This is a genomic window from Brevundimonas sp. (assembly GCF_041919755.1).
GTDB lineage: Bacteria > Pseudomonadota > Alphaproteobacteria > Caulobacterales > Caulobacteraceae > Brevundimonas.
Genome location: NZ_JAYRTD010000003.1, coordinates 185,196 through 208,268, shown reverse-complemented (window position 1 = coordinate 208,268; position 23,073 = coordinate 185,196). Strand labels below are relative to the sequence as shown.

General features: G+C 66.8%; 20 protein-coding genes and 1 pseudogene. 14 read left to right on the top strand and 7 right to left on the bottom strand.

Annotated elements, in window-relative coordinates; all coding sequences use genetic code 11:
* Positions 1-23 precede the first annotated feature (23 nt).
* Complete coding sequence (locus ACE3TH_RS06010) at positions 24-1,607, top strand: YifB family Mg chelatase-like AAA ATPase (RefSeq protein WP_374598321.1); 1,584 nt, start codon at positions 24-26, stop codon at positions 1,605-1,607.
* Positions 1,608-1,614: 7 nt separating this feature from the next.
* On the opposite strand, the gene ACE3TH_RS06005 is transcribed toward ACE3TH_RS06010, so the two are convergent.
* From ACE3TH_RS06005 to ACE3TH_RS05990, 4 genes and pseudogenes are all read right to left on the bottom strand, one after another.
* Complete coding sequence (locus tag ACE3TH_RS06005) at positions 1,615-1,773, bottom strand: hypothetical protein (RefSeq protein ID WP_374598319.1); 159 nt, start codon at positions 1,771-1,773, stop codon at positions 1,615-1,617.
* Positions 1,774-2,064: 291 nt separating this feature from the next.
* Positions 2,065-2,430: a hypothetical protein gene (locus ACE3TH_RS06000; RefSeq protein WP_374598317.1), complete on the bottom strand. Its 366-nt coding sequence runs from the start codon at positions 2,428-2,430 to the stop codon at positions 2,065-2,067.
* A gap of 139 nt (positions 2,431-2,569) precedes the next feature.
* Positions 2,570-3,157, bottom strand: a complete 588-nt coding sequence (locus ACE3TH_RS05995) for a hypothetical protein (protein WP_374598590.1) — start codon at positions 3,155-3,157, stop codon at positions 2,570-2,572.
* A 76-nt stretch (positions 3,158-3,233) separates the two neighbouring features.
* A pseudogene (locus tag ACE3TH_RS05990) lies at positions 3,234-3,383 on the bottom strand (helix-turn-helix transcriptional regulator); the annotation flags it as partial.
* Between the two features lie 225 nt (positions 3,384-3,608).
* Here ACE3TH_RS05990 and ACE3TH_RS05985 point away from each other — a divergent pair.
* Both ACE3TH_RS05985 and ACE3TH_RS05980 read left to right on the top strand, forming a co-directional pair.
* A complete protein-coding gene (locus tag ACE3TH_RS05985) occupies positions 3,609-5,129 on the top strand; it encodes a response regulator (protein ID WP_374598315.1) in 1,521 nt (506 codons plus the stop codon).
* A 40-nt stretch (positions 5,130-5,169) separates the two neighbouring features.
* Positions 5,170-6,870 carry a beta-lactamase induction signal transducer gene (locus ACE3TH_RS05980; protein WP_374598313.1) on the top strand — a complete coding sequence of 567 codons (1,701 nt, stop codon included), beginning with the start codon at positions 5,170-5,172 and terminating at the stop codon, positions 6,868-6,870.
* Here the strand turns inward: ACE3TH_RS05980 and ACE3TH_RS05975 are convergent.
* Entirely contained in the window at positions 6,857-9,136 is a 2,280-nt protein-coding gene (locus tag ACE3TH_RS05975; RefSeq protein WP_374598311.1) for an NADP-dependent malic enzyme, read from the bottom strand. The genes ACE3TH_RS05980 and ACE3TH_RS05975 overlap by 14 nt on opposite strands.
* Before the next feature lie 150 nt (positions 9,137-9,286).
* On the opposite strand from ACE3TH_RS05975, the gene ACE3TH_RS05970 reads away from it, so the two are divergent.
* The 5 genes from ACE3TH_RS05970 (at position 9,287) to ACE3TH_RS05950 (ending at position 13,066) form a co-directional block, all read left to right on the top strand.
* Positions 9,287-10,528, top strand: a complete 1,242-nt coding sequence (locus ACE3TH_RS05970; RefSeq protein ID WP_374598309.1) for an argininosuccinate synthase — start codon at positions 9,287-9,289, stop codon at positions 10,526-10,528.
* 94 nt (positions 10,529-10,622) lie between these two features.
* On the top strand, positions 10,623-11,081 hold the full coding sequence (locus ACE3TH_RS05965; protein WP_374598307.1) for a translation initiation factor IF-2: 459 nt from the start codon (positions 10,623-10,625) through the stop codon (positions 11,079-11,081).
* A 109-nt stretch (positions 11,082-11,190) separates the two neighbouring features.
* On the top strand, positions 11,191-11,760 hold the full coding sequence (locus tag ACE3TH_RS05960) for a hypothetical protein (protein WP_374598305.1): 570 nt from the start codon (positions 11,191-11,193) through the stop codon (positions 11,758-11,760).
* Positions 11,761-11,802: 42 nt separating this feature from the next.
* On the top strand, positions 11,803-12,435 hold the full coding sequence (locus tag ACE3TH_RS05955) for a LysE family translocator (RefSeq protein ID WP_374598303.1): 633 nt from the start codon (positions 11,803-11,805) through the stop codon (positions 12,433-12,435).
* 82 nt (positions 12,436-12,517) lie between these two features.
* Complete coding sequence (locus tag ACE3TH_RS05950) at positions 12,518-13,066, top strand: hypothetical protein (protein WP_374598301.1); 549 nt, start codon at positions 12,518-12,520, stop codon at positions 13,064-13,066.
* 58 nt (positions 13,067-13,124) lie between these two features.
* Here the strand turns inward: ACE3TH_RS05950 and ACE3TH_RS05945 are convergent, their stop codons facing one another.
* Complete coding sequence (locus ACE3TH_RS05945) at positions 13,125-13,865, bottom strand: DUF6065 family protein (protein WP_374598299.1); 741 nt, start codon at positions 13,863-13,865, stop codon at positions 13,125-13,127.
* 50 nt (positions 13,866-13,915) lie between these two features.
* On the opposite strand from ACE3TH_RS05945, the gene ACE3TH_RS05940 reads away from it, so the two are divergent.
* On the top strand, positions 13,916-14,452 hold the full coding sequence (locus ACE3TH_RS05940) for a prolyl-tRNA synthetase associated domain-containing protein (protein ID WP_374598297.1): 537 nt from the start codon (positions 13,916-13,918) through the stop codon (positions 14,450-14,452).
* Between the two features lie 9 nt (positions 14,453-14,461).
* On the opposite strand, the gene ACE3TH_RS05935 is transcribed toward ACE3TH_RS05940, so the two are convergent.
* Positions 14,462-16,957 (bottom strand): ATP-binding protein, encoded by a 2,496-nt coding sequence (locus tag ACE3TH_RS05935; RefSeq protein WP_374598295.1) that lies wholly within the window; start codon positions 16,955-16,957, stop codon positions 14,462-14,464.
* Between the two features lie 186 nt (positions 16,958-17,143).
* Between ACE3TH_RS05935 and purH the strand changes: the two genes are divergently transcribed.
* The 5 genes from purH (at position 17,144) to trxA (ending at position 23,070) form a co-directional block, all read left to right on the top strand.
* Positions 17,144-18,748 (top strand): bifunctional phosphoribosylaminoimidazolecarboxamide formyltransferase/IMP cyclohydrolase, encoded by a 1,605-nt coding sequence (gene purH / locus ACE3TH_RS05930; protein WP_374598293.1) that lies wholly within the window; start codon positions 17,144-17,146, stop codon positions 18,746-18,748.
* A gap of 85 nt (positions 18,749-18,833) precedes the next feature.
* Positions 18,834-19,589 carry a dienelactone hydrolase family protein gene (locus tag ACE3TH_RS05925; protein ID WP_374598291.1) on the top strand — a complete coding sequence of 252 codons (756 nt, stop codon included), beginning with the start codon at positions 18,834-18,836 and terminating at the stop codon, positions 19,587-19,589.
* A gap of 43 nt (positions 19,590-19,632) precedes the next feature.
* On the top strand, positions 19,633-20,292 hold the full coding sequence (gene rpe, locus ACE3TH_RS05920; RefSeq protein WP_374598289.1) for a ribulose-phosphate 3-epimerase: 660 nt from the start codon (positions 19,633-19,635) through the stop codon (positions 20,290-20,292).
* Positions 20,289-22,100, top strand: coding sequence for a heparinase II/III family protein (locus tag ACE3TH_RS05915; RefSeq protein ID WP_374598287.1), 1,812 nt, complete (start codon positions 20,289-20,291; stop codon positions 22,098-22,100). The genes rpe and ACE3TH_RS05915 overlap by 4 nt, the downstream gene beginning before the upstream one ends.
* 73 nt (positions 22,101-22,173) lie before the next feature.
* Positions 22,174-23,070, top strand: a complete 897-nt coding sequence (trxA, locus tag ACE3TH_RS05910; protein WP_374598285.1) for a thioredoxin — start codon at positions 22,174-22,176, stop codon at positions 23,068-23,070.
* Positions 23,071-23,073: the final 3 nt, after the last annotated feature.

The following is a 23,073-nucleotide window of genomic DNA, read 5'->3' as shown; positions in this document are numbered from 1 at the left end:
CTCGCGGATAGCGGGAGCGGGTCATGGTCGCCAGTGTCGTCACGGTTGCCTTCGAGGGGGTGGATGCCCGACGCGTGGACGTCCAGGTTCAGCAGCTGTCCAGCGATCAGCCGTCCTTCACCATCGTCGGCCTGGCCGACAAGGCGGTGGCCGAGAGCCGGGAGCGGGTGCGCGGGGCGTTCGCGGGCATAGGACTGGCATTGCCGTCCAAGCGGATCATCGCCAACCTGGCCCCCGCCGACCTGCCCAAGGAGGGCAGCCATTTCGACCTGCCCATCGCCCTAGCCCTGCTGGCCTCCATGGGGGTCATTCCGCCCGATGCTCTGAACGGCTGGGCCGCCATCGGCGAGTTGGGGCTGGACGGGCAGATCGCGCCGGTGGGCGGGGCGCTGCCCGCCGCAGTGGCCGCCGACGCCATGGGACTGGGCCTGATCTGTCCGGAGTTCAACGGGCCGGAGGCGGCCTGGGCCGGCGATGTCGCCGTGCTGGCCCCGCGATCCCTGATCGGGCTGGTCAACCACTTCAAGGGCGCCCAGGTCCTGCGGCGGCCCGAGCCGGGGGCCATGCGCGACGGTGTACGCGTGCCCGACCTGCGCGAGGTCAAGGGTCAGGAAAGCGCCAAACGGGCGCTGGAGATCGCCGCCGCCGGAGGCCACAATCTGCTGTTTGTCGGCCCGCCCGGATCGGGCAAGTCCATGATGGCGGCGCGCCTGCCCGGTCTTCTGCCGCCGCTGACGCCCAAGGAGTTGCTGGAGACCTCCATGGTCTGGTCGGTGGCCGGGATGATTGAGCGCGGCTCCCTGACCCGCGAACGGCCGTTCCGCGCGCCGCACCATTCCGCCTCCATGGCCGCGCTGACGGGTGGCGGGCACAAGGCCAAGCCGGGCGAGGCGTCGCTGGCCCACAACGGCGTGCTGTTCCTTGATGAACTGCCGGAGTATTCGGCCCAGGCGCTCGACAGTCTTCGCCAGCCGCTGGAGACAGGCGAGATCGTGGTGGCTCGGGCCAATGCGCATGTCCGCTATCCGGCGCGGTTCCAGCTGATCGCCGCCATGAATCCCTGCCGCTGCGGCTTGGGCGGCGGCGGACGCGGGGCGTGCGGCAAGGCTCCACGCTGCCAGCGGGACTATCAGAACCGCATTTCCGGCCCGATGTTCGACCGCATCGACCTGACAGTGGAGACTCCGCCCGTGACCGCCGCCGACATGGCCCTGCCGCCGCCGTCCGAGGGCACGGCCGAGGCCTCGGCCCGGGTCCAGACCGCCCGCGCCATGCAGGAAGATCGGTTGCGCGCCGCCGGGATCGATCCGGACATCGCCCGCGATCAGGCCATCAACGCCCGCGCCTCGGGCGAGACGCTGGACCGCTTCGCCCGGCCGGACGAGGCGGGGCGCGCGCTATTGATGCGGGCGGGAGAGGCCGGGGGGCTAACGGCGCGCGGCTGGACCAGGACACTGAGGCTGGCCCGCACCATCGCCGATCTGGACGGCTGCGAAGGCGTGCTGCGCCGCCACATCGCCGAGGCCCTGATCTATCGCCGCACCACGGTCGGGGCCCAAGGTGACTTCGAACGCCAGACCGCCCGTCACAACACGCCGGTCTATTGACAGGCCGCTACAACTGACTTGGTGTCGTATCCATGCGCCGTCGTGAAAGGCTGCCGACCGCCACCGCCGCTAGCACGACATAGCTCCAGACGTAGTAGGCGCTGAAGAAGCCCTCCTGCATCATCGCAGGCGTCAGTGCGAAGCCCACATGTGTGAGCAGTATCAATATCTGAGCTCCTGCGGCGCAGAACAGCCAGGCGCGATTGCATCTCAGGGCTTGCACCACAAGCCATGCCCCCAGAAATACGTCCACCCCCAGGATTGCCCACTGCACGCCACGTGAGCCGTCGTTGTCGACTATTACTGAAGCCACCCAGCATGCAGCCACGATCATCGCGGTACGCCGCTCAGGCACTCCTCCTCGCCAAACCGCAATTAGGCAGACGAGCAGAAGCGCTCCGAGACCGTACCATTCGACAAGCGTTACATGAATCACGGGGCCCTCGCCCCGACAGCATCACCCGACGGCGTGCACCACGGCAAGATGGTTTCCGGGCGGGATCGTGCCGCCGACCGGCGTGTCTTTCGATCCCCCGCCTATGGCAACGGTACGCATGTGCGAATCCGCCTTCAGTTCAGCAAGAAGCTCGTGGACCTGCACAATCTTGGCGCGAGCTTGAGATTGAGCAACCATGGCCTCTGCCAGCCGCTCGTAAACGGCCTGTCCGCGCGTGGCGGCAAAACCCGCTTCCTTTCCTGCAACAGGCAGGACCTGAGCGAAAACGGCAATCTGGCTCATGGCGCGGTCTATGGCGTCTTCAGTCTGGAACAAGGTGTCTGCCACGCCGGCTGCTGTGCCGCGGGCCATTTCAATGCGTTTCATAGCTAGCTCCTCGCCTACTGAAATAGCAGGTCCTGCAACCTAAGCGAGAAATGCTGCATTGTTAAGAGGCCTAGGGCGAGAATCGTCAACCCGAGGATGGTGCCCATGAGGACAAGAAGCCTGAATAATAGCTCGGGTGTCAGGCCGCCCGCGCCGTGCTCACTCCGGCTGATACCAGCCTCTGGCTGTGGTCGATCCTCGGGGTGGGCAAACCGTTGACGAGCAGCATCAGCTGGCGCGCTGTCGCCGCGCCCGACAAGCGGTCGTCCCGAAACATCAGGCAGTCGTGATGACGGGCTATCGCTATCTCCAGCGCCATGCCCGACCAGGTGTAGGACAGGGCGACCTCCAGGTCGGTGTAGCTCCATCTTGGCAGGTGGCCGCTGGCCATTGTCGGGATCATCGCTTCGTCCGTACTCGCGCCGTACGGTCGCGTCGGATCCAAGCCTTGCGCCAAGGTCACCAGCAGACGCTGGAGCAGGTCCATCGCCGGCATGTCCGAACTTGCCAGCCAGAGCGTCCGGACGATGTGCTTGGGCTTGTGCCTCCTGTCTGGGTTTGAGATCAGTGTGTCGATCGCAGTCTCCAGATCCTCCCACCGCATGGCGCTCATTTCGTTGCGCGCCGTCGCGGGCGACCAGTCCCGCGTATACCATTCCGGCACTCGTCTGATGGTCCTCGGCATACCAACCTCCGCCGTTGAGGCGGTCAGAATGAAGATCGCCATTCTCAGGCGCTATCGAGGAAAAACCCTCTACGGGTTCAGTCTGTAGGCTATCGCCAAACACCCGCCTGACGGCACCACGACTGCTTGAAACACCCAGCTTCTTACGAATGTTCGCCAAGTGGGTTTCGACGGTTTTGGGGGAAAGGCCGAGTTCGCGAGCGATCTCGTCGGCTTGAAGATGCCTCGCAACGCCTGACAAGCAGAGCATTTCCTTCGGCGTGAGCATTCAACACCCTCTGCACACAGTACGTGTGCTAGATCCGCGACGAGCACACATTGTTACGCTCAGTCATACGCGGCAAGCCCCTCTCGAACGCCAACGATTGACGATCGCATTTGATCCGCTTCCGGACGCATCGAAATCATCTTGCGGACAGGTCTGCGCCGCCGCGCCAAACCCCTGAACGAAATATAAGAGGTTTGCGCGCATTGTCGGATTGAGGAGATCACGATGGCGCGGCAGACCGGGTCCCAATCAGATACCGATGGCGCAACCGCGCCCGAGCACCAGTTCCTGCGCCTGATGAGCCATGAGATGCGCACGCCTCTGAACGGGGTGATCGGCATGCTGGGTCTGCTGTCGCGGACCAAGCTGGACGGGGCCCAGCGCGCCTATGCCGAGGCTGCGCGGTCGTCGGCCGAACATCTGCTGGGGCTGGTCAACGACCTGCTCGACTACGCCCGGCTCGAGGCGGGCAAGCTGGAGTTCGATTCCGCACCCGTCGATCTGGAAGCCCTGGTGCGCGGTGTGGCCGAACTGCTCAGCCCGCGTGCCCATGAGCGCGGACTGGAGATCGCCTGGTCGGTCGCCGCGGACGCGGCCGACATCGTCGGTGACGAGGGGCGGCTGCGACAGGTGCTCTTCAACCTGGCCGGCAATGCCGTGAAGTTCACCGAGACGGGCGGCGTCCGCATCAGCGTCGAACGCGCGGGCGGACCGGCCTCGAAACCCCGGCTGTCGTTCGTCATCGACGACACGGGCCCAGGCGTGCCGCCGGAGGCCCGCACCCGCATCTTCGAGGAATTCGGCCACGTCGATGCCTCCGACGCCTCGCGCTTCGGTGGGGCCGGTCTGGGTCTGGCGGTTGTGCGTCGTCTCGCTGATGCGATGGGCGGTCAGGTGGAGGTGTCCGATCGCCCCGACGGCCCGGGTGCCCGCTTCCGCTTCACCGCCGACTTTCCTGCCGCCAAGGGCCCACAGCGACTGCGCGAGCTTGAAGGCCGCGCGGTCGGCATCGTCAGCCCCGACCCCTTTGTCCGCGCCGCCGCCACAGCCCAGATCGAGGCGTCCGGCGGTCAGGTGCGCGCCGACGCGCCGGTCGTCCTGATCGATCATGCCGCCCGTCCCGAGGGCCATGTCCTGGTGCCACATCCCGCAGGTGTTCGCGCCATCGTCCTGCTGAAACCCGAGGAGCGGGAGCGGATCGCCGCCTACCGCTCGGCCGGCTTCCACGGCTATCTGATCAAGCCTCTGCGCCGCGCCTCCCTGGCCGAACGCGTGCTGGCGGCTATCGGCCAGAGCAGCGGCACGACCGGCCTGCGCCAGACCCCGTCGGAGGACGACCGGGTCGTCCCCTCGCGCTTTTTGGGAACCCGTGTGCTTCTGGTCGAGGACAATCCGGTCGGGGCCCTGCTGGCCAGCACCCTGCTGAAGCGCGAGGGTTGCGCGGTGGAGACCGCCGCCAACGGGGCCGAGGCCATCGCGGCCCTGAAACGCGCCCGCTACGATCTGGTGCTGATGGACATGCGCATGCCCGGTGTGGATGGCCCCACGGCCGCGCGCGCCATCCGTGCGACCGGTGACCGGACACCGATCATCGCCCTGACCGCCAATGCCTTTGCCGAGGACCGCCGGGCCTGTCTGGAAGCCGGGATGGACGACCATCTGGTCAAGCCGCTGGAGCTGGAAGCGCTGCGATCCACACTTGCCCGCTGGACGAACCGGGACGTCCGCGCCAAGGTCGCCGTCTGACTTGAGGACGCGGGGGGCGTCTGCCGGAGACGCCGACCGAATGAACGACACCCCTGCTAGCGTGACAACCCAGCCTGTCGCCGCCACCGACACCACGCCCAAGGGTCTGAGCGTCATCAAGGTCGCCTTTCGCGATCGGCGCACCCTGGCCATGCTGTTGCTCGGTTTTTCGGCCGGGCTGCCCATCACCATGGTGCTGGGCACGCTGAACGCCTGGCTGACCGAGGCCGACGTCGCAATCTCGACGATCGGCATCCTGTCCTGGGTCGGGCTTTTCGCGGCCTTCAAGTTCCTGTGGTCGCCCCTGGTCGGCCTCCGTCCCCCCCTGATCGGAAAGCGACTGGGCCGTCGACGCAGCTGGCTGATCGGCTGTCAGATCGTGGTGATCGGAGCCCTGTTCGTGATCGCCTTCTCTAACCCCGAGGGCGGTGCCCTTGTGCCCCTCGCCAGCGCAGCGGCGCTCGCTGCCTTTGCATCGGCGACCCAGGATATCGTCATCGACACCTGGCGGATCGAGGTGGCAGGACCGGGTGCCCCGCTGGACCTGCTGTCCACCATCTATCAATTCGGATCGCGCAGCGCGGCGCTGGTCGGCGGCGCAGGCAGCCTGCTGCTGGCCGACGCGGTCGGCTGGCCCGTCACCTATATGCTGAGCGGCATCCTGATGGGTCTCGGGGTGCTGGGCACCCTGATCGCGCCCGAGCCCGCGCCTGCACCGCCCCAGGCCATCGCCAGGGAGCGGCTGGGATCACCCCGTCTGCGCCAGATCGCCCTGATCGCCACGCTCGCCGCCTGGGCCTGGGCGGCCTATATGCTGGTCAGCTTCATGGTCACGGCCCTGACCACGACACCAGCCCCCAGCGCGGGCGAGTTCACCGGCACCTGGGGGCCTTGGATCATCGCCGCGGCCGTCCTGCTGCCCTGCGCCCTGGCCGGGGTGGTGGTCTGGCGCGGCAAGGTGGCCACGCCGGCGCCAGGCGATCGGCCGGTGTTGACGAAGCTCTATGACGCAATCCTCGCCCCGCTGGTCGAGTTGATGGGGCGGCTGGGCTGGGGCTCGCTGATCGTGCTGGGCCTGATCCTGACCTATCGCATCACCGACGGCGTATGGGGTCCCTTCGCCTTTCCCTTCTACATGGGCGACACCGGCGGGGCGCTGGGCCACACCAAGAGCGAGGTGGCGCTGGCCTCCAAGACCTTCGGCGTTATCATGACCATCATCGGCATCGGCCTGGGCGGCTGGGCGCTCTTGGCCATAGGGCGGATGGCGTCCCTGCTGATCGGGGCGATCCTGGCCGCGGCGACCAATCTTCTGTTCGTGGACCTGGCGATGGGCGCGCCAATGATCGGCCGCTTCATGGAGGCGACCGGCCTGTACGCCCTTTTCGGAGCCTTCGGCGCGGGCGAACCAATGGCGCGGCTGATGCTGGCCATCGCGGGGGAGAACATCGCGGGCGGTTTTGCGGGCGCAGCCTTCGTCGCTTATCTGTCGGCCCTGTCCAGCCGGATGTTCGGCGCGGTGCAGTTCGCGGTCTTCACGTCGCTGGCCCTGCTGATCGGGACCCTGGGGCGTGGCGCTCTGGGCGAGATGATCGAGAACCAAGGGTTCGCCCCGGTCTTCCTGTTCGCCGCCGCGCTGGGCGGTATCGCCGTCGTCTTCTGCCTTCTGGAATGGATCCGGCTGGCGGCCGAGCGTCGCAGCCTGGCCCGCCAGCCGGAGGCAGGCGCTAGCCCTCGTTGACCTCCACGCCGTCGTAGGCGGCAAAAGTGGCGGCGGTGATGATTTCCGACACCGAGGCTCCCAGGCTGACGATCTGGACCGACTTCTCCAGCCCGACAAGCAGAGGACCGATCACCGTCGCCCCGCCCAGAGCCTGGACCAGCCGCGTCGAAATCGAGGCGGAGTGAATGGCCGGCATGACCAGGACGTTGGCGTCCGCGCTCAACCGCATGAAGGGGTAGTTGGCGCGCGCCTCTGGATCGAGCGCCAGCTCGGGCGGCATCTCGCCCTCGTACTCGAAATCGACGCCCTTGCGATCCAGGATGCGGATCGCCTCGCGCACTTTTTCGCCCCGGTCGCCGGGCGGATTGCCGAAGGTCGAGTAGGACAGGAAGGCCACACGCGGCGTACGGCCCAGGCGACGCACGGTCGCCGCCGCCTGGATGGCGATCTCGGCTAGCTCTTCGGCATCGGGCAGTTCATGGATGGAGGTGTCAGCCACGAACAGGGTCCGGCCCCTGGCCAGCATGATCGACAGGCCGATCATCCGTTCCTTGACGTCCAGAACGCGCCGGACCTCCTTCAGCACCATGTTGAAATTGCGGGTCGAGCCGGTGACCACCGCATCGGCATCGCCGCGCGCCACCATGGAGGCCGCGAAATAGTTGCGGTCCTGATTGATCATCCGCTGCACATCGCGGCGCAGATAGCCCCGGCGTTGCAGCTTGTCGTACAGGAAGTCGGTGTACTCGGTGTTCTTGTGGGACACGCGGGCGTTGACGATCTCGATGCCCAAGGCGTCGAAATCCAACCCGGCCTCGGCGGCATTCTGACGGATCAGATCCTCGCGCCCCACCAGGATCGGCGTGCCCAGCTCGGCCTGTTTGAAGCCCCAGGCGGCGCGGATGACCGTCGCCTCCTCGCCCTCGGCAAAGACCACGCGCTTGTTCGGGGCGGCCCGGACGGCGGAGGAAATCTTCTGCATCAGCGCAGCGGACGGGTCGACCCGCTCGCGCAGCTGGGCGCGATAGGCGTCCATGTCGGGGATCGGGCGACGCGCCACACCCGTATCCATCGCCGCCTGGGCCACGAAGGGTGGGATGTACCAGATCAGGCGCGGGTCGAAGGGTGTGGGGATGATGTAGTCCGGCCCGAACTTCAGCTTGCGGCCGGAGTAGGCGGCGGCGACCTCGTCCGGCACGTCCTCGCGGGCCAAAGCGGCCAGGGCCTGGGCGCAGGCCACCTTCATCTCGTGATTGACCTGCCGCGCCCGCACATCCAGCGCGCCGCGGAAGATGTAGGGAAAGCCCAGGACATTGTTGACCTGGTTCACATAGTCCGACCGGCCCGTGGCCATGATGGCATCGGAGCGCACCGAGGCCACGTCTTCGGGCGTGATTTCCGGATCCGGATTGGCCATGGCGAAGATGATCGGATTGGGGGCCATGGAGGCCACCATCTCCTTGGTGATCGCGCCCTTTGCGGCCAGGCCTAGGACGACGTCGGCCCCGACCATGGCCTCGGCCAGCGTGCGGTGCGGCGTGTCGGTGGCGTGGGCCGCCTTCCACTGATCGACGTTGTCGCGGCCTTTGTAAATCACGCCGTCGCGGTCCAGAATGACGGTGTTTTCGGCCCGCACCCCGACCGCCTTCATCAGGGCGATGGACGACAGACCAGCCGCGCCCGCCCCGACCAGAACGACCTTCAGGTCTTCCAGCTTCTTGCCCGCGATATGGGCGGCGTTGATCAGGCCGGCGGTCGAGATGATGGCGGTGCCGTGCTGGTCGTCGTGGAAAACGGGGATGTCCAGCAGGTCCTGCAGCTCGCTTTCGATCACGAAACATTCCGGGGACTTGATGTCCTCCAGATTGATCCCGCCCCAGGTGTCGCCGATGTTCTTGACGACGGTGATGAACTCGTCCGGATCGGTGGTCTTCACCTCGACGTCGAAGCTATCGACATCGGCGAACCGTTTGAACAGGACCGACTTGCCCTCCATCACCGGCTTGGAAGCCATGTGACCCAGGTTGCCCAGCCCCAGGATGGCCGTGCCGTTGGAGATGACGGCGACCAGATTGCCCTTTGCCGTATAGTCATAGGCCAGGTCCGCATCCTGGGCGATAGCCAGAACCGGAATGGCCACGCCGGGCGAATAGGCGAGGCTCAGGTCGCGCTGCGTCGCCATCGGCTTGGTGGGGGCCATCGAGATCTTGCCCGGCGTCGGGACGCGGTGGAAATCCAGGGCGTCCTGATCGGAGAAGGTCTGTTTGTCGGTCTGGTCGGGCATGGTCGGCTTTCGGTCGCGGTAACCCGTCTGTCCTAAAGCCCGGCTGACGTGGGGACAACCTTCGGCAGAGACGCGGACTTGCATTGACCACGATCTGGCCGTTTAAGCGCGGCCAGAGACGCCTCCCCGCGTTTTTCCAGGGATCACGCCATGTCCGCAGCCGCCAAGAAGCCCGTCAAGAAGGTCGTCCTCGCCTATTCCGGCGGTCTGGACACCTCGATCATCCTGAAATGGCTGCAGACCGAATATCAGGCCGAGGTCATCACCTTCACCGCCGACCTGGGCCAGGGCGAGGAACTGGCTCCCGCCCGCGAGAAGGCCCTGAAGCTGGGCATCAAGCCCGAGAACATCTTCGTCGACGACCTGCGCGAGGAGTTCGTGCGCGACTTCGTCTTTCCGATGTTCCGCGCCAACACCGTCTATGAGGGCCAGTATCTGCTGGGCACCTCCATCGCTCGGCCCCTGATCGCCAAGCGCCAGATCGAGATCGCGAAGATGGTCGGGGCCGACGCCGTCTGTCACGGCGCGACCGGCAAGGGCAACGACCAGGTCCGGTTCGAGCTGGGCTATTATGCCCTCGATCCGGACATCCACGTCATCGCCCCGTGGCGCGAGTGGGAATTCCGCAGCCGCGAGGCCCTGCTGGACTTCGCCGAAAAGCACCAGATCCCGATCTCGAAGGACAAGCGCGGCGAGGCGCCCTTCAGCGTAGACGCCAACCTTCTGCACTCATCTTCAGAAGGCAAGGTTCTGGAAGACCCGGCGGTCGAAGCCCCCGAGTTCGTGCACCAGCGCACCATCGCGCCCGAGGATGCGCCCGATAAGCCGACCGTCTTCACCCTGGGTTTCGAGAAGGGTGACGCCGTCTCCATCGACGGCGAGGCCATGTCGCCCGCCACGATCCTGACGAAGCTGAACCAGCTGGGGCACGACAATGGCGTCGGTCGGCTCGATCTGGTCGAGAACCGCTTCGTCGGCATGAAGTCGCGCGGCGTCTATGAAACGCCCGGCGGCACCATCCTGCTGGCCGCGCACCGGGGCATCGAGTCGATCACCCTGGATCGCGGGGCCATGCACCTGAAGGACGAGCTGGCGATCAAATACGCCCACCTGATCTACAACGGCTTCTGGTTCAGCCCCGAGCGCGAGATGCTGCAGGCCGCCATCGATCACTCTCAGGCGAACGTCTCCGGCACCGTTCGCGTCAAGCTTTACAAGGGCAATGTCACCATCATCGGCCGCGAGAGCGAGCAGAGCCTCTATGATCAGGACCTGGTCACCTTCGAGGAGGGCGTTCAGGCCTATGACCACCATGACGCCGAGGGCTTCATCAAGCTGAACGCCTTGCGTCTGCGGGTGCTCGGCAAGCGGACAAAGCGCAATCAGGATTGACGCCTGCCACAAATGATCTCGCCCTCGCCGTGAAATGGCGCCACCTTGGGCTCAGGAGCATGGGCTCCGCCCAATGATTTCAGGACCCTTCTCTATGTCATTCCGCGCTGTTCTGGCCGCCTCGGCCGTATTCGCCTTCGCCGCGCCCGCCATGGCGCAAACGCCGCCGCCCGCGCCCGCCGCTCCGGCCGCTCCCGCCCCGTCCGCCGAAGAGGCGGCATTCGAAGCGAAGGCTGAAGCGTTCGGCGCGCGCATGCAGCAGATGGGCGGAGAGATGCAGGCGGCCGTGACCGCCGCGGCCGGAGATACGGCCAGGGCCAATACTGATCTGGACGCCATCGCCGCTCGCTATCAACCGGACGCCGACACCTTCGCCGACGAAGTCGCCGCCTTCATCACAGCGCAGTCCGCCTCGGCCCCTGCCGAGCAGCAGGCCCAGATGGCGCAAATGATCCCCATGATCACCGCCGAGGTCAAAGGCGCTCCGGCCAAGGTCAAGGACGACATCCTCGCGGCTGCGGCTGCACCTGCAGCCCCCGCGACGGCTCAGTAAATCTCGCATAATCAGGGCGGTGGGGCCTCGCCCCGCCGCCTTACCGCGATTTCACTTGAGATCGCACCGCTATGGGCAGAGCTTGAGCGCATCCACAAGGAGCGCCACCATGATCAAGGCCCTGTCCCTCGCCGCCGCCCTGGCCCTGCTGCCGATTTCCGCCGCCGTCGCCGGTGACGTGCGCGGCCCCTCCGAAGAAGCGCTGGAAGCCGCCGCCGAGGCCTTCGAAGCCCGGATGGAGACCTTCGGCGAACGCGCCGAGGCCATTTCCGAAGATGCCAGCCTGACCGAGGAACAGAAGGGCCAGCGGATCGCCGCCCTCTGGACCGAATATCAGCCGGACATCGCCGCCTTCACAACCCTGGCCAGCCAGGTCGCCCCCGCCATCGCCGCCGAAGCCCTAGCCGACATCGACGTCGAGGCGCTTGTCTCGGACGCCATGAGCCAGGCCGATGTGGCCAGTGCTCTCGCCACGGCCCAGGGTGTGGCCAGCAACGGTGCCTGGGCGTCCAACGATCCCGAGCATCTGGCGACCTATGGCCTGATGGCCGACTATGCCGTCGGCGAGGCGATGGATTCGCTGGACGAGGCATCCGCCGAAATCGCCGCCGCCACAGCCGAGGCAAACGCCGAGATGGCTGATGCGGCGGCTGAGGTCGCCGCTGCCGACGAAGACTGATCCCCCTCTTGACCGCGCGATCGGACGGCCCGACAGGGCCTGATGGCCAGCCTGCCCGTCGATCCGCACCTGTATCTCACCTTTCTGGGGGTGATGGCCGTCATGGCCGTCACGCCGGGGCCGGCCAATCTGTTCTCGGTGGCCAATGGCGTGGCGCGGGGCAAAGCCGGAGCCATGCTGGGCGTCGTCGGCATGAATGCCGCGACCCTGGTCTGGTTCGGGGCGGCGGCGCTAGGCCTGGGCGCACTGGTCGTGGCCTTCCCCGAGGCCTTTCGCCTGATCTCGATCGCCGGCGCCCTTTATGTTGCCTGGCTCGGCATCAAGTCCCTTCGCGGGGCCTTTAGCACGGCTGCCGATCCCGAGGACACGACGGTACGGCCCGGTCGCAGCGCCCTGGTCGACGGCTTCATGGTGCAGATCGCCAATCCCAAGGCCGTGCTGTTCTTCACCGCCGTCCTGCCGCCGTTTCTGGACGTGAACCGCCCCGCCGCGCCGCAGCTGGCCCTGTTCGCTGTCGCCACCATCGGCATGGATATACTGTCCATGTCAGCCTACGGTCTGGGCGGGGCCGCTCTGGCCCGGCGCATGTCCGAGCCTCGATTCCGGCGTGGATTCGGCGTCTTGACCGGCATGCTGTTGCTGGCGGCCTGCGTACTTATCCTGACGCGACTGTAGGGGACGAAGGGCCGCAGGAACCGGCCTGTTCATCCGTCGTTCAACTGTCGTGGCGTTTCGTGGTTCGCCAAGGAGAAATTTCATGAAGACGCGTCTTATCAAGCCCGTACTGCTCGCGGCGACGGCCGCGCTCGCCCTCTCGGCCTGCGCCACGGCCACGCCCTATGGTCCCGCCAGCCCCGACAGCCGATACGGCTATTCCCAGCAGCGGATCGAAGGCGACCGCTTCCGGGTCAACTTCGCCGGCAACTCCGTGACCTCGCGCGATCAGGTCGAGATGTCGCTGCTGCTGCGTGCGGCTGAAGTCACCGTCGAAAACGGCGGCGACTGGTTCACCACGGTCAATCGCGCGACCGACCGCGACACGCGCCTGACCGGCGGCACAGACCCCTTCTATTACGACCGGTACTCGCCGTTCTGGGGTCCCTCATGGCGCTATTCGCGTCGGGGTCTGTGGAGCCCGTGGCGCGACCCGTTCGGCCCCGACTTCGATGTCCGTCAGATCGATCGCTACGAAGCCACGTCCGAGATCGTGATCGGGCGCGGTCGCAAGCCCGCCAACGATCCGAACGCCTTCGATGCGCGCGAGGTGATCGACAACCTCGGTCCGCGCGTCGCCCGGGCGATGTAGGCCAGACGACAAATCAGACCGGAAAGGGCGGCTCCTGCGAAGGGGCCGCCTTTTTTCTTCAGCCGATGCGCGGCATCTTCATCCGGCGCTTGTTGGTGTGGCTCGCGGGGGCCTTGCCCAGCTGGTCGGGCAGTTCGCCCTTGAAATAGAACCGCTGCCACGCCTCCTTGGCCGCTTCGGGATCGCCCGAAGCCAGCCGGCTGTTGAAGTCGCTGCGCTGTTTCAGCCAGGCCTCGTACTGGCCCTGCATGGTCGGGTTGGAGCCCAGCGAACGGATCACCGGCTGAGCCTCTTCCGCTTTTTTGTGCTGGGCGATGGTGATGAAACAGAAGGGCTCGCCCTTGTCGAAGCGGATTTTGCCAGGGCGGGTGAAAATCCAGTTCATCGTGAACGGGAACGGCAGCCAGTCCGTCTCCACCACCCCGACCAGAGCCTGGATGCCGTCCTTGATATGGTTCGGGCTGCCCTGGCACGTCATGCTCCAGCCCGGAGGCGTGCGGAACAGATACTGCGGATGCATGGTCAGGACCCCGCGCGTGAAGTGCGAGGTGACGAAATGCTTCACGTCCGGCTCGGGCCGGTCAGGCGTCACGACGATGTCGGACTGGGCCGGGCCGCCGTTCCACTCTGCCGAGAAGCCGAAGGGGCAGAGGATTTCCCATCCCGTCGTATTGGCCATGTTCAGCGGCAGGCAGCGATAGGGGTGCCGACTGGCGAAGGCGTCCATCCAGTCACGTGACTGACGGCCCGGCACCAGGTCCGGCGGCCGCTGCGACATCGGATAGCATTCCAGTTCCACGGGCGATCTCCGGCGGGTATCGAGGACAGGACCATTCCTAGCGACCGATGATGACCCAAGACAAGCCGACGCCCCATGCCACCCATGTGCCCGCCTATGACCGCGACCGCCTGCTGGCCTGGATGGCCGAGCACGACATCGCCCAGACCACCCACGACCACCCCGCCGTCTTCCGCGTCGAGGAGGGACTTGAACTAAAGGCCGCCATGCCTGGGGCCCACACCAAGAACCTGTTCCTCAAGGACAAGAAGGGGCGGCTGTGGCTGATTTCGGCGCGGCAGGACACGGTCATCGACCTGAAGCGCGCGCCCGCCCTGATCGGCTCGGACCGCCTGTCCTTCGGCAATGAGGCCTTGATGTGGGAAACACTGGGCGTCCGCCCCGGGTCGGTCACGGCGCTCGGCCTGATCAACGACACCGACCACCGCGTGACCTTCGTGCTGGATCAGGCTCTGTGGGATGCGGACATCGTCAACTTCCACCCCCTGACCAATACGGCGACGACGGCGCTGGAGCAGGAAGCATTCCGCAAGACGCTGATGCTGATGGGCCGGAAGCCGTTGGTGATGGATTTCAGCGCGCTGTGAAGCCCGGCCTCACGCTGCCTCGCGCCAGGTCTTGCCGACCAGAACATCGCTCATGGCGGCCAGAAGGGCGTTCATGGTGATGGGCTTCGTCAGATGTCCGTCCGCCCCGGCCGTCAGGCTCTGGGTGACATGTTCGGCCATGGCGTTGGCCGTCAGCATCAGAATGGCTGTGCGATCTTTGCCTTGATCGGTCTCGACGTCGCGGATGGCCCGTGTCGCGGTCAACCCGTCCATGACCGGCATCTGCATGTCCATCAGCACGATGTCGAAGGTGTCGGACTTGAACCGCTCCAGCGCCTGCTGGCCATTCTCGACCGTCACCAGCTCCATGGCCGTGACCCCCAGCATGATCTCGATCACCTTCCGGTTGGCCGGATGGTCGTCGGCCAGAAGGATGCGCAAGGGCAGTCCGGTGATGTCGGTCGCCGGCGTGATGGACGAGGAGGCCGCGACCGGTGCCGCCGCCTCTGGCAGGTCGATCTCGAAAGTGAAAACCGAGCCCTGACCAGGCGTGCTTTCGCACACCAAGGTGCCGCCCATCAGTTCCACCAGCGCGGCGGAGATGGCCAGGCCCAGACCCGTTCCGCCGAAGCGTCGCGTGATAGATCCGTCAGCCTGCTGGAAACGGCCGAAAATGCGGGCCTTCTGGTCGGCGTCGAAGCCGATGCCTGTATCGCGCACCTCGAATCCGATGCGGCCGGCGTTCGTCGCCGTGACCTTTATCGTCACCGTGCCCTGCTCTGTGAACTTCAGCGCATTGGACACCAGATTGGTCAGGACCTGACGAAGCCGCACAGCATCGCCGGACACGTACTTCGGCGCACCGGGATCAAGCTCGAAGACGAGAGCGACCCCCCGGTCCTCCGCCTTGGCCCGCCACAGCAGCGCGATGTCGTTGACGGTGTGCTTCAGATCGAACGTTGTCTCTTCCAGCGCCACCTGACCGGCCTCGATCTTGGCGCTGTCGAGGATGTCGGTCAGCAGGCGTTCCAGCGTGGCCCCGGAAGACCGGATCAGGTCGACCATCTCATGGGCACTCCGGTCCAGGTTTTTACGCGACAGGGCGTCCGCCATGGACACGACACCATTCAGCGGCGTGCGGATTTCGTGACTCATATTGGCCAAGAATTCCGACTTGGCGCGATTGGCGGCTTCGGCTCGCTCCTGGGCCGCCTTCAGGCGTCGCCCCTGATGCATCTGCCAGACCAGCCCCGCGCCGACGCAAATCAGAAAGATGACGCCGACGGCGATGACCAGCCATTGCAGGCGCGTCTTGGTCCGGGCCGTTTCAAGCTGGGTGCGGCGATCATCCAGCTGCTGCTGCATGTCGCCGGTCACCTGATGGACGCCGGCCGAAAAGGCGCGCGCATCCGCAACGTTCTGCTCGGCCGTGAAACGCCGCAGAAGGGCAAAGGCCTCGGCCGATCGTCCCTGGGCGAACAGGATTTCCGCCTGCACCTCGCTCAGCCGCGATCCGTCGCCCGCCGAGGTCTCCAGCCCGCGCAGAACCTCCAGATCGCGCGTGGCCCCGACCACATCGCCCGTCCTGGCCCTGGCGATCGCCCGCAAGGGAAGAACGTCCAGCGCCAGAAAGGCGGCGTCTCCGAGATTTTCGCCGTACGGATCCAGACAGCCTAGTACGCCTCTCGGCTGTCCACCGGCATCGGCGACGAGGGCACACAGGGCGGCGTCGTAGATGGCCAAGGCAGGCAGGTCCGACCGGGACGCCACCGCACTGTGGGCGGCCGCAAAGGCTTGACCCCGCTCCAGGTCCCCCATGCGCACGGCCATCTTCGTCAGATTGTACAGGCTGTCGAAATCGGGGCGTGGATAGGCGGGATTGGAATAGTCGATCTCGAACTTGCGAAAGGCCGCGGTCGCGCCCTCGACGTCGTCGATATCCTTCAACCCCATGCCGACCACCTCCCAGATGCCGGCGCGAGCCGTGTCGGCATAAGGGTCGCGCGCGGGAATCTCGGCCTGGGCGCGGGTGAGCAGTTGCAGACCCTCGCCGATCCGGCCCTGATCGACCAGATTCAGCGCGACCAGTCGCGCCGCATGTGCCCGAACGAACCAGTCGTGACCGCCCTCTACATAGGCGCTCATCGCGTTGGCGGCTTCCGCCTCGCCCTGGTCGTAGCGAATGGTCAACGCGTTCAGCGCCGCGATTTCGATATAGCGTCTGTCATCCTGGGCTTGGGCGGCGGCGGCCAGACGGTTGTTCCACCGGGTGGCGCGCTCAAACTCGCCCTGGTTCAGGATCGTCCAGGTGACGTGATACAGCCGGTTCAGCCCCTCTCGATCCTGTCGGGTCGCGGCGCGGCGACCAAAGGTTTCCAGTTCGGCGAAGCTGGTCGAGGCGGCGCGACGCTCCACGAACCGGGCCAGCGCCTCGGCCTCTGCGGCAGGCGGCAACACAGGTTCCGGGGCCATCGCCGAAGCCGACGCAGCCACCACGGACGCAAAGAAAATACTCAGGACCGCCAGAAAGACGCGGTTCGACATCGCAAAAACCCCAACCCCAAGCGACCATCTGACACGCAAGAGGTTGAGCAAGCTTTAGTGGCCGGGCGGATATTGCGGCGCTTGCCGATTTTGCCCGCCCATTAATCGACTGCGGTTCTCCCCTGCCCCGGACAGTGCTAGAGCCCCGCGCGTCTCCCCGACCCCATTCCAGATACGGATGCCGCCATGCCTGCCGCTCCCGATTTTCCGCCTGCGCCCGATAAGGTGAAGCCTGCTCGTGCTCTGATCTCTCTGTCCGACAAGACGGGGCTGGAGGAGGCGGCGCGCACCCTTCACGATCTGGGCGTCGAGCTGGTTTCGACCGGGGGCACGCGCGCGGCCATCGCGGGGTTCGGCCTGCCGGTGAAGGACGTGGCCGATCTGACCGGGTTTCCCGAGATGATGGACGGGCGGGTCAAGACGCTGCATCCCGTCGTCCATGGTGGCCTGTTGGGCGTGCGCGATGCGGCGGATCATGCGGAGGCGATGACGACCCATGGCATCGGGCCGATCGATATCGTCTGGGTCGATCTGTATCCGTTCGAGGCGACCGTGGCATCAGGCGGTGGTTTCGATGCGGTGGTCGAGAATATCGACATCGGCGGCCCGGCCATGATCCGCTCCGGCTCCAAGAACCACGGCTATGTCGCCGTCTGCGTCGATCAGGCGTCGGTGGCCGAGCTGCTGGAAGCATTGAGGGCCGACGGCACGACGTCCCTGGCCCTGCGCAAGCGACTGGCCGCTTGCGCCTTTGCCCGCACCGCCGCCTATGACGCCGCCGTGTCGGGCTGGTTTGCCGGTCAGCTTGAAGACGTCGCCCCGGCGCGCAAATCCATTGCCGGATCGCTGGCGCAGACCTTGCGCTACGGCGAAAACCCGCATCAGACCGGTGCCTTCTATCGCACCGGCGAGACCCGCCCCGGCGTCGCCCATGCCCAGCAGGTTCAGGGCAAGGAACTGGGCTACAACAACATCGCCGACGCCGACGCGGCTTATGAATTGGTTGCCGAGTTCGAAGCGCCCGCCTGCGTCATCGTCAAACACGCCAACCCTTGTGGCGTGGCCGTCGGCAACGACCTGAGCGAGGCCTATGCCCGGGCGCTGGAATGCGACGCCGTCTCGGCCTTCGGCGGCGTCATCGCCGTCAACCGCCCACTGAACGGAGCCGATGCCCGTGCCATCACCGACATCTTCACCGAGGTCGTCATCGCGCCGGGGGCCGACGAGGAGGCTCGCGCCGTCTTCGCCGCCAAGAAGAACCTGCGCCTGTTGCTCACCGATGGCCTGCCCGACCCGCACGGTCCGGGCGAGGTGTTCCGCAGCGTGGCCGGGGGGTTCCTGGTCCAGTCGCGTGATCGCAGCCTGATCAAGCCCGAAGACCTGAAGATCGTCACCCGTCGCCAGCCGACGCCGCAGGAGGTCGAGGACATGCTGTTCGCCTTCACCGTCGCCAAACACGTCAAGTCCAACGCCATCGTCTATGCCAAGGACGGCCAGACCGCCGGCATCGGCGCCGGCCAGATGAACCGCCGCGACAGCGCCCGCATCGCCGCCATACGCGCCAAGGAAGCGGGTGAGGCCAAGGGCCTGGCCTACTCGCTCGCGCATGGGTCCGCCTGCGCTTCCGAAGCCTTCTTCCCCTTCGCCGACGGCCTGCTGGAAGCCGTCGCCGCCGGAGCCACGGCGGTGATCCAGCCCGGTGGCTCGATGCGCGACGCCGAGGTCATCGCCGCGGCGGACGAAGCAGGGATCGCGATGGCCTTCACAGGCGTGCGGGTTTTCAGACACTGATCTCTGGGGCGCTATCGCTCGCCGCGCGGCGGCTCGCTGCTTGAGCGTGGCTTTCGTTCGGCTTGGCAAAGGCTAAGGTGCGCTCATGGACACCCTCTCCGCCCGCTGGACCCGGCTTGAGCCGCATACGATCGAGGTCGGGCCTGATGACGACCGTCCGCGTCCGGCCGTCATCCTGTTCCATGGTTGCGGCGGAATGCGACCGCATCTGCCGCTCTACGCCGAGGCCGCCAAGGCCGGAGGCTGGCGGGCATTCATCGTCGATTCCTACGCGCCACGCGGCTGGAGCCGGGCTTATGCCCTGGCCACCGTCTGCTCAGGCCTGCAGCTGCGTGGCGACAAGCGGGCAGGAGATGTGCTGGCCGCGCTGCAAGGTGTGTCGCTGCGACCGGATGTGAACGCCTCAAGCATCGTCCTGGCGGGCTGGAGCCACGGCGGCTGGGGCATCATGGAGGCGATGAGCGCGCCACGAACGCCCGGCACGCTGGGCGTTCAGAACCCCGATGAGGTCGCCTTGACCGGCGTGAAATCCGTCTACCTCTGCTACCCCTACATCGGCATCGCGGCCCTCAACCGGATGCGGCCTTGGACGCACTGTCCCAGAACCCTGGCCGTCATCTCGCGCACCGATCACCTGACCAGCGTCAGCAATGCCGAGCGGGTCCATGCCATGGTCCGCAACTGCGGAGCCGAGGTCGAGACCTGGATCGCGGAGGGCACGCATGCGTTCGACGAGCCGACCTCGGCCCCGCCCATGCGCCATGACCCTGACTTGACTGCCGAGGCCATCCGCCGCTTCTCGGCACTGCTGGCCGATACGGCTGTGGCACCTCCAGTATAAGCCCGCGCTTGCCCCTGCGGGCGTCCCGTCCTATCCCCCCGTCATGACCGCGCCCCTGATCTGCCCGTCGATCCTCGCCAGCGATTTCGCCCGCCTGGGCGAGGAGGTCGCCGCCCTGGAGGCCGCAGGTGCCGACTGGATCCATGTCGATGTGATGGACGGCCATTTCGTGCCCAACATCACCCTGGGCCCCGACATCGTGAAGGCCATCCGGCCGCACACCACCCTGCCGTTCGACGTGCATCTGATGGTCGCGCCGGTCGATCCGTGGCTGGAGGCCTATCGCGAGGCCGGGGCCGACATCCTGACCGTGCATCCCGAGAGCGGTCCGCACCTGCACCGGACATTGGGGCGCATCCGCCAGCTGGGAGCCAAGGCGGGCGTCGTCCTGAATCCCGGCACCCCCCTCGATGTGGTGGCCGAGGTCGTGGACCTGGTCGATCTGGTCCTGCTGATGTCGGTCAATCCGGGCTTTGGCGGCCAGTCCTTCATCGACAGCACGCTGAAGAAGATCGAAAGGACCCGCGCCCTGCTGGATAACGCAGGCTCAAAGGCACATTTGCAGGTCGACGGCGGGGTGACCTCGGCCAATGCCGCGGCCTGCGTGTCCGCCGGTGCCGATGCCCTGGTCGCCGGTTCGTTCGTGTTCAAAGGCGGGCCTTCGGCTTACGCCGCCAACATCGCGGCTTTGAAAGCCGCGTGAATATTCCGGGCCAGAACAATCAGGACGCGGCCCCGCCTGCGGTCGCTGACGCCATCCCCGGCTTGCGCGGGGCCCCGGTTCGTACGCCGGTCCGCGCAAGCCAGACCAGCGGCGACCTCAGCCAATGGCCTGCCCTCGCCGGACGGCTGCTCAGCCGCCAGCTCTGGATCGAACTGTACGGCCTGCCCGGCTATTCACTGACACTGGGCGGCCAGTCGGCGCAGGGATTTGCGGCCAGCCCGCGTGATCCGCGCCCCGTTGACCCGGAGGCCGGGCGTCTGGTTCTGGGCGGTCGCTTCACCTTGGCAGGGCATAGTCTGGAGGCCGTCGCGCCCGACGATCCGTGGAACCGGCCTAGTCCCAACCGCGCCTTTGCCGTCGAACTGCACGGCTTCCAGTGGCTGCCGTCCGTTATGCTGCAGGAGGAGCGCGGCGCGCGCGAGGCCCTTCGGCTGACCCTGGCCTGGGCCACCACCTTTTCCCGCTGGTCGCCCTTCGCCTGGAGCCCGGCCATTCTGGCGCGGCGCACCTTCAACCTGGCCTGTGCCGCCCGGCGGATGGGTCAGGTCGCGACCGAGGCCGAGCGGCTGAAACTGGCCGACCTGCTGGCCCGTCAGGCCCGCCAACTGCTGCGTCCGCCCTCGAGCCTGGCCGAGCAGGCCACCAGCCTGACGGCCGTGGCCGTCGCGGGCTGCACTCTGGCCGGAAAATCGGGTGTCGGCCTGCGCCGGACCGCCCTGCATCGCCTGACCGCCGCCCTCGGTCGCACGGTCCTGAGCGACGGCTCCCATGCCTCGCGCAGCCCCGAGGCGGGGATGGAGCTGCTGCTGGACCTGCTGACCCTGAGCGATGTGCTGGGCCAGGTATCCGAGCCGACGCCTGAACCTGTACGCCGCGCCATCCAGCGCCTGACACGCGCGCTTCGAATCCATGCCCTGCCCGATGGCCGACTGGCCACGCTGCAAGGCGGCGGGCCGTCCACGGCGGCGCGGGTCGCCGCCGCGCGGGCGCATGACGACGCTGTGCACCCGTCGTCGCTATCCGGCAGTGCGGGCGGCATCGTCCGCATCCAGAGCCCCCTTCTGACCGTCATCGCCGACACGGCCGGGCCCGCGCGTGGCCCCTGGTCTGGCGCAGCCTGCGCCCAGCCCATGGCTCTGGAGATCCTGTGCGGCAAGGATCGGCTGGTCACCGGTTGCGGCTGGACGCCCCAGGCGCTGGATCGTCAGGGCCTGCGCCTGCCGCCCGGTCATTCGACCCTGACGCTGGGCGAAAGCACCATCGCCGAACCGCTGGGCGGCTGGAAGGCCGAGGTCATGGGGCCGCGCCTGATCGGTCCGCCCCTGCATGTCGAGGTCAATCACCGCGACGGCGAGGCGGCCGTCTGGCTGGAGGCCGAGCACGACGGCTGGGCCGCACGGTTCGGCCTGCTGCATCAGCGTCGCCTGTATCTGGATCAGAAGCTGGACGAGCTGCGAGCCGAAGAGCGGCTGCACCCCTCGCCCGGCCACCGCGAGGCGGCCCGGCCCATCGCCGCCCCCTATGCCGTGCGGTTCCAGCTGGAGCCGGGTGTTCAGGCCTCGCTGGCGCGCGACCGGCGCTCCATCCTGCTGCGCGGGCATTCGGGCCGGGGCTGGTGGTTCCGCACCGACGGGCCTGATGTGGCTATCGAGCCTTCGGTCCATGTCGATGAGGGCCTGACCCGTCGCTCGCTCCAGATCGTGGTGCGCGGCTCGGCCCGCACGGATGCCGAGACCAAGATACGCTGGAAGCTCAGCCCCGCCGGGGCGGGGTCCGATCCGTCCTGAGCTCTTGAGGTTCGGCACCGCCGCGACCATCTGACCGTTGCCGCGTTACCGCTTGTCTGCACAGGATCGTTTCATGAGTTTCGCCGACCCCAAAGCTGCGTCCGATGACCTGATCAAGGACGGCTCAGACGCCGGCTTCATGGCCGATATCGTCGAGGCCTCCAAGGTCCAGCCCGTGATCGTGGATTTTTGGGCGACCTGGTGCGGGCCGTGCCGGACCCTGACACCCATGCTGGAAAAGGCTGTCCGGGCCGCCGGCGGCAAGGTCAAGCTGGTCAAGATCGACGTCGACGCCAACCCGGCCTATGCGGGCCAGCTGCGGGTCCAGTCCATCCCGACGGTCTATGCCTTCGTCGACGGCAAGCCTGTCGATGGATTTCAGGGCGCGGTGCCGGAAAGCCAGCTGAAAGCATTCATCGACAAGCTGGCGGGTGGACCGGGCATCAACTCGGATGTCGAACAGCTGTTGTCGCTGGGCGCGGAATCCCTGTCGCTAAACGACCTCGGCGGCGCGGCCCAGGCCTATGCCCAGGTCCTGACGCTGGAGCCGGAGAACGAGAGCGCCATCGCCGGCATGGCACGGGTCTATCTGGCCGACGGCGACGCCGATCAGGCGCGTCAGACCCTGGCCATGGCCGCACCGGACTCGAAGAACGCCGAGGTCGTCAGCCTGCGCGCCCAGCTGTCGCTGGTGTCCGCGGCCTCGACGGGTGAGGCCGACGCCCTAGCGGCCCGCGTCGCCGCCGACCCGTCCGATCATCAGGCCCGCTACGATCTATCGCTGGCCCAGGCGGCCGGCGGCGACTTCAAGGGGGCTGTGGACAGCCTGCTGGCCATCGTCGCGGCCGACCGCGAATGGAACGATCAGGCCGCGCGCAAACAGCTGCTGACGGTGTTCGAAGCCGCGGGTGCTGGCTCGGATGTCGCCCGCGATGGTCGCCGACGCCTGTCCTCCATTCTGTTCGCCTGAGGG

Excerpts from the sequence above, each read along its gene's own strand:
- ACE3TH_RS06010 (WP_374598321.1), top strand. The coding sequence starts at position 24 with ATGGTCGCCAGTGTCGTCACGGTTGCCTTCGAGGGGGTGGATGCCCGA.
- ACE3TH_RS06000 (WP_374598317.1), bottom strand. The coding sequence starts at position 2,430 with ATGAAACGCATTGAAATGGCCCGCGGCACAGCAGCCGGCGTGGCAGAC.
- ACE3TH_RS05995 (WP_374598590.1), bottom strand. The coding sequence starts at position 3,157 with ATGGCGATCTTCATTCTGACCGCCTCAACGGCGGAGGTTGGTATGCCG.
- ACE3TH_RS05985 (WP_374598315.1), top strand. The coding sequence starts at position 3,609 with ATGGCGCGGCAGACCGGGTCCCAATCAGATACCGATGGCGCAACCGCG.
- ACE3TH_RS05980 (WP_374598313.1), top strand. The coding sequence starts at position 5,170 with ATGAACGACACCCCTGCTAGCGTGACAACCCAGCCTGTCGCCGCCACC.
- ACE3TH_RS05975 (WP_374598311.1), bottom strand. The coding sequence starts at position 9,136 with ATGCCCGACCAGACCGACAAACAGACCTTCTCCGATCAGGACGCCCTG.
- ACE3TH_RS05970 (WP_374598309.1), top strand. The coding sequence starts at position 9,287 with ATGTCCGCAGCCGCCAAGAAGCCCGTCAAGAAGGTCGTCCTCGCCTAT.
- ACE3TH_RS05965 (WP_374598307.1), top strand. The coding sequence starts at position 10,623 with ATGTCATTCCGCGCTGTTCTGGCCGCCTCGGCCGTATTCGCCTTCGCC.
- ACE3TH_RS05960 (WP_374598305.1), top strand. The coding sequence starts at position 11,191 with ATGATCAAGGCCCTGTCCCTCGCCGCCGCCCTGGCCCTGCTGCCGATT.
- ACE3TH_RS05955 (WP_374598303.1), top strand. The coding sequence starts at position 11,803 with ATGGCCAGCCTGCCCGTCGATCCGCACCTGTATCTCACCTTTCTGGGG.
- ACE3TH_RS05950 (WP_374598301.1), top strand. The coding sequence starts at position 12,518 with ATGAAGACGCGTCTTATCAAGCCCGTACTGCTCGCGGCGACGGCCGCG.
- ACE3TH_RS05940 (WP_374598297.1), top strand. The coding sequence starts at position 13,916 with ATGACCCAAGACAAGCCGACGCCCCATGCCACCCATGTGCCCGCCTAT.
- ACE3TH_RS05935 (WP_374598295.1), bottom strand. The coding sequence starts at position 16,957 with ATGTCGAACCGCGTCTTTCTGGCGGTCCTGAGTATTTTCTTTGCGTCC.
- purH (WP_374598293.1), top strand. The coding sequence starts at position 17,144 with ATGCCTGCCGCTCCCGATTTTCCGCCTGCGCCCGATAAGGTGAAGCCT.
- ACE3TH_RS05925 (WP_374598291.1), top strand. The coding sequence starts at position 18,834 with ATGGACACCCTCTCCGCCCGCTGGACCCGGCTTGAGCCGCATACGATC.
- rpe (WP_374598289.1), top strand. The coding sequence starts at position 19,633 with ATGACCGCGCCCCTGATCTGCCCGTCGATCCTCGCCAGCGATTTCGCC.
- trxA (WP_374598285.1), top strand. The coding sequence starts at position 22,174 with ATGAGTTTCGCCGACCCCAAAGCTGCGTCCGATGACCTGATCAAGGAC.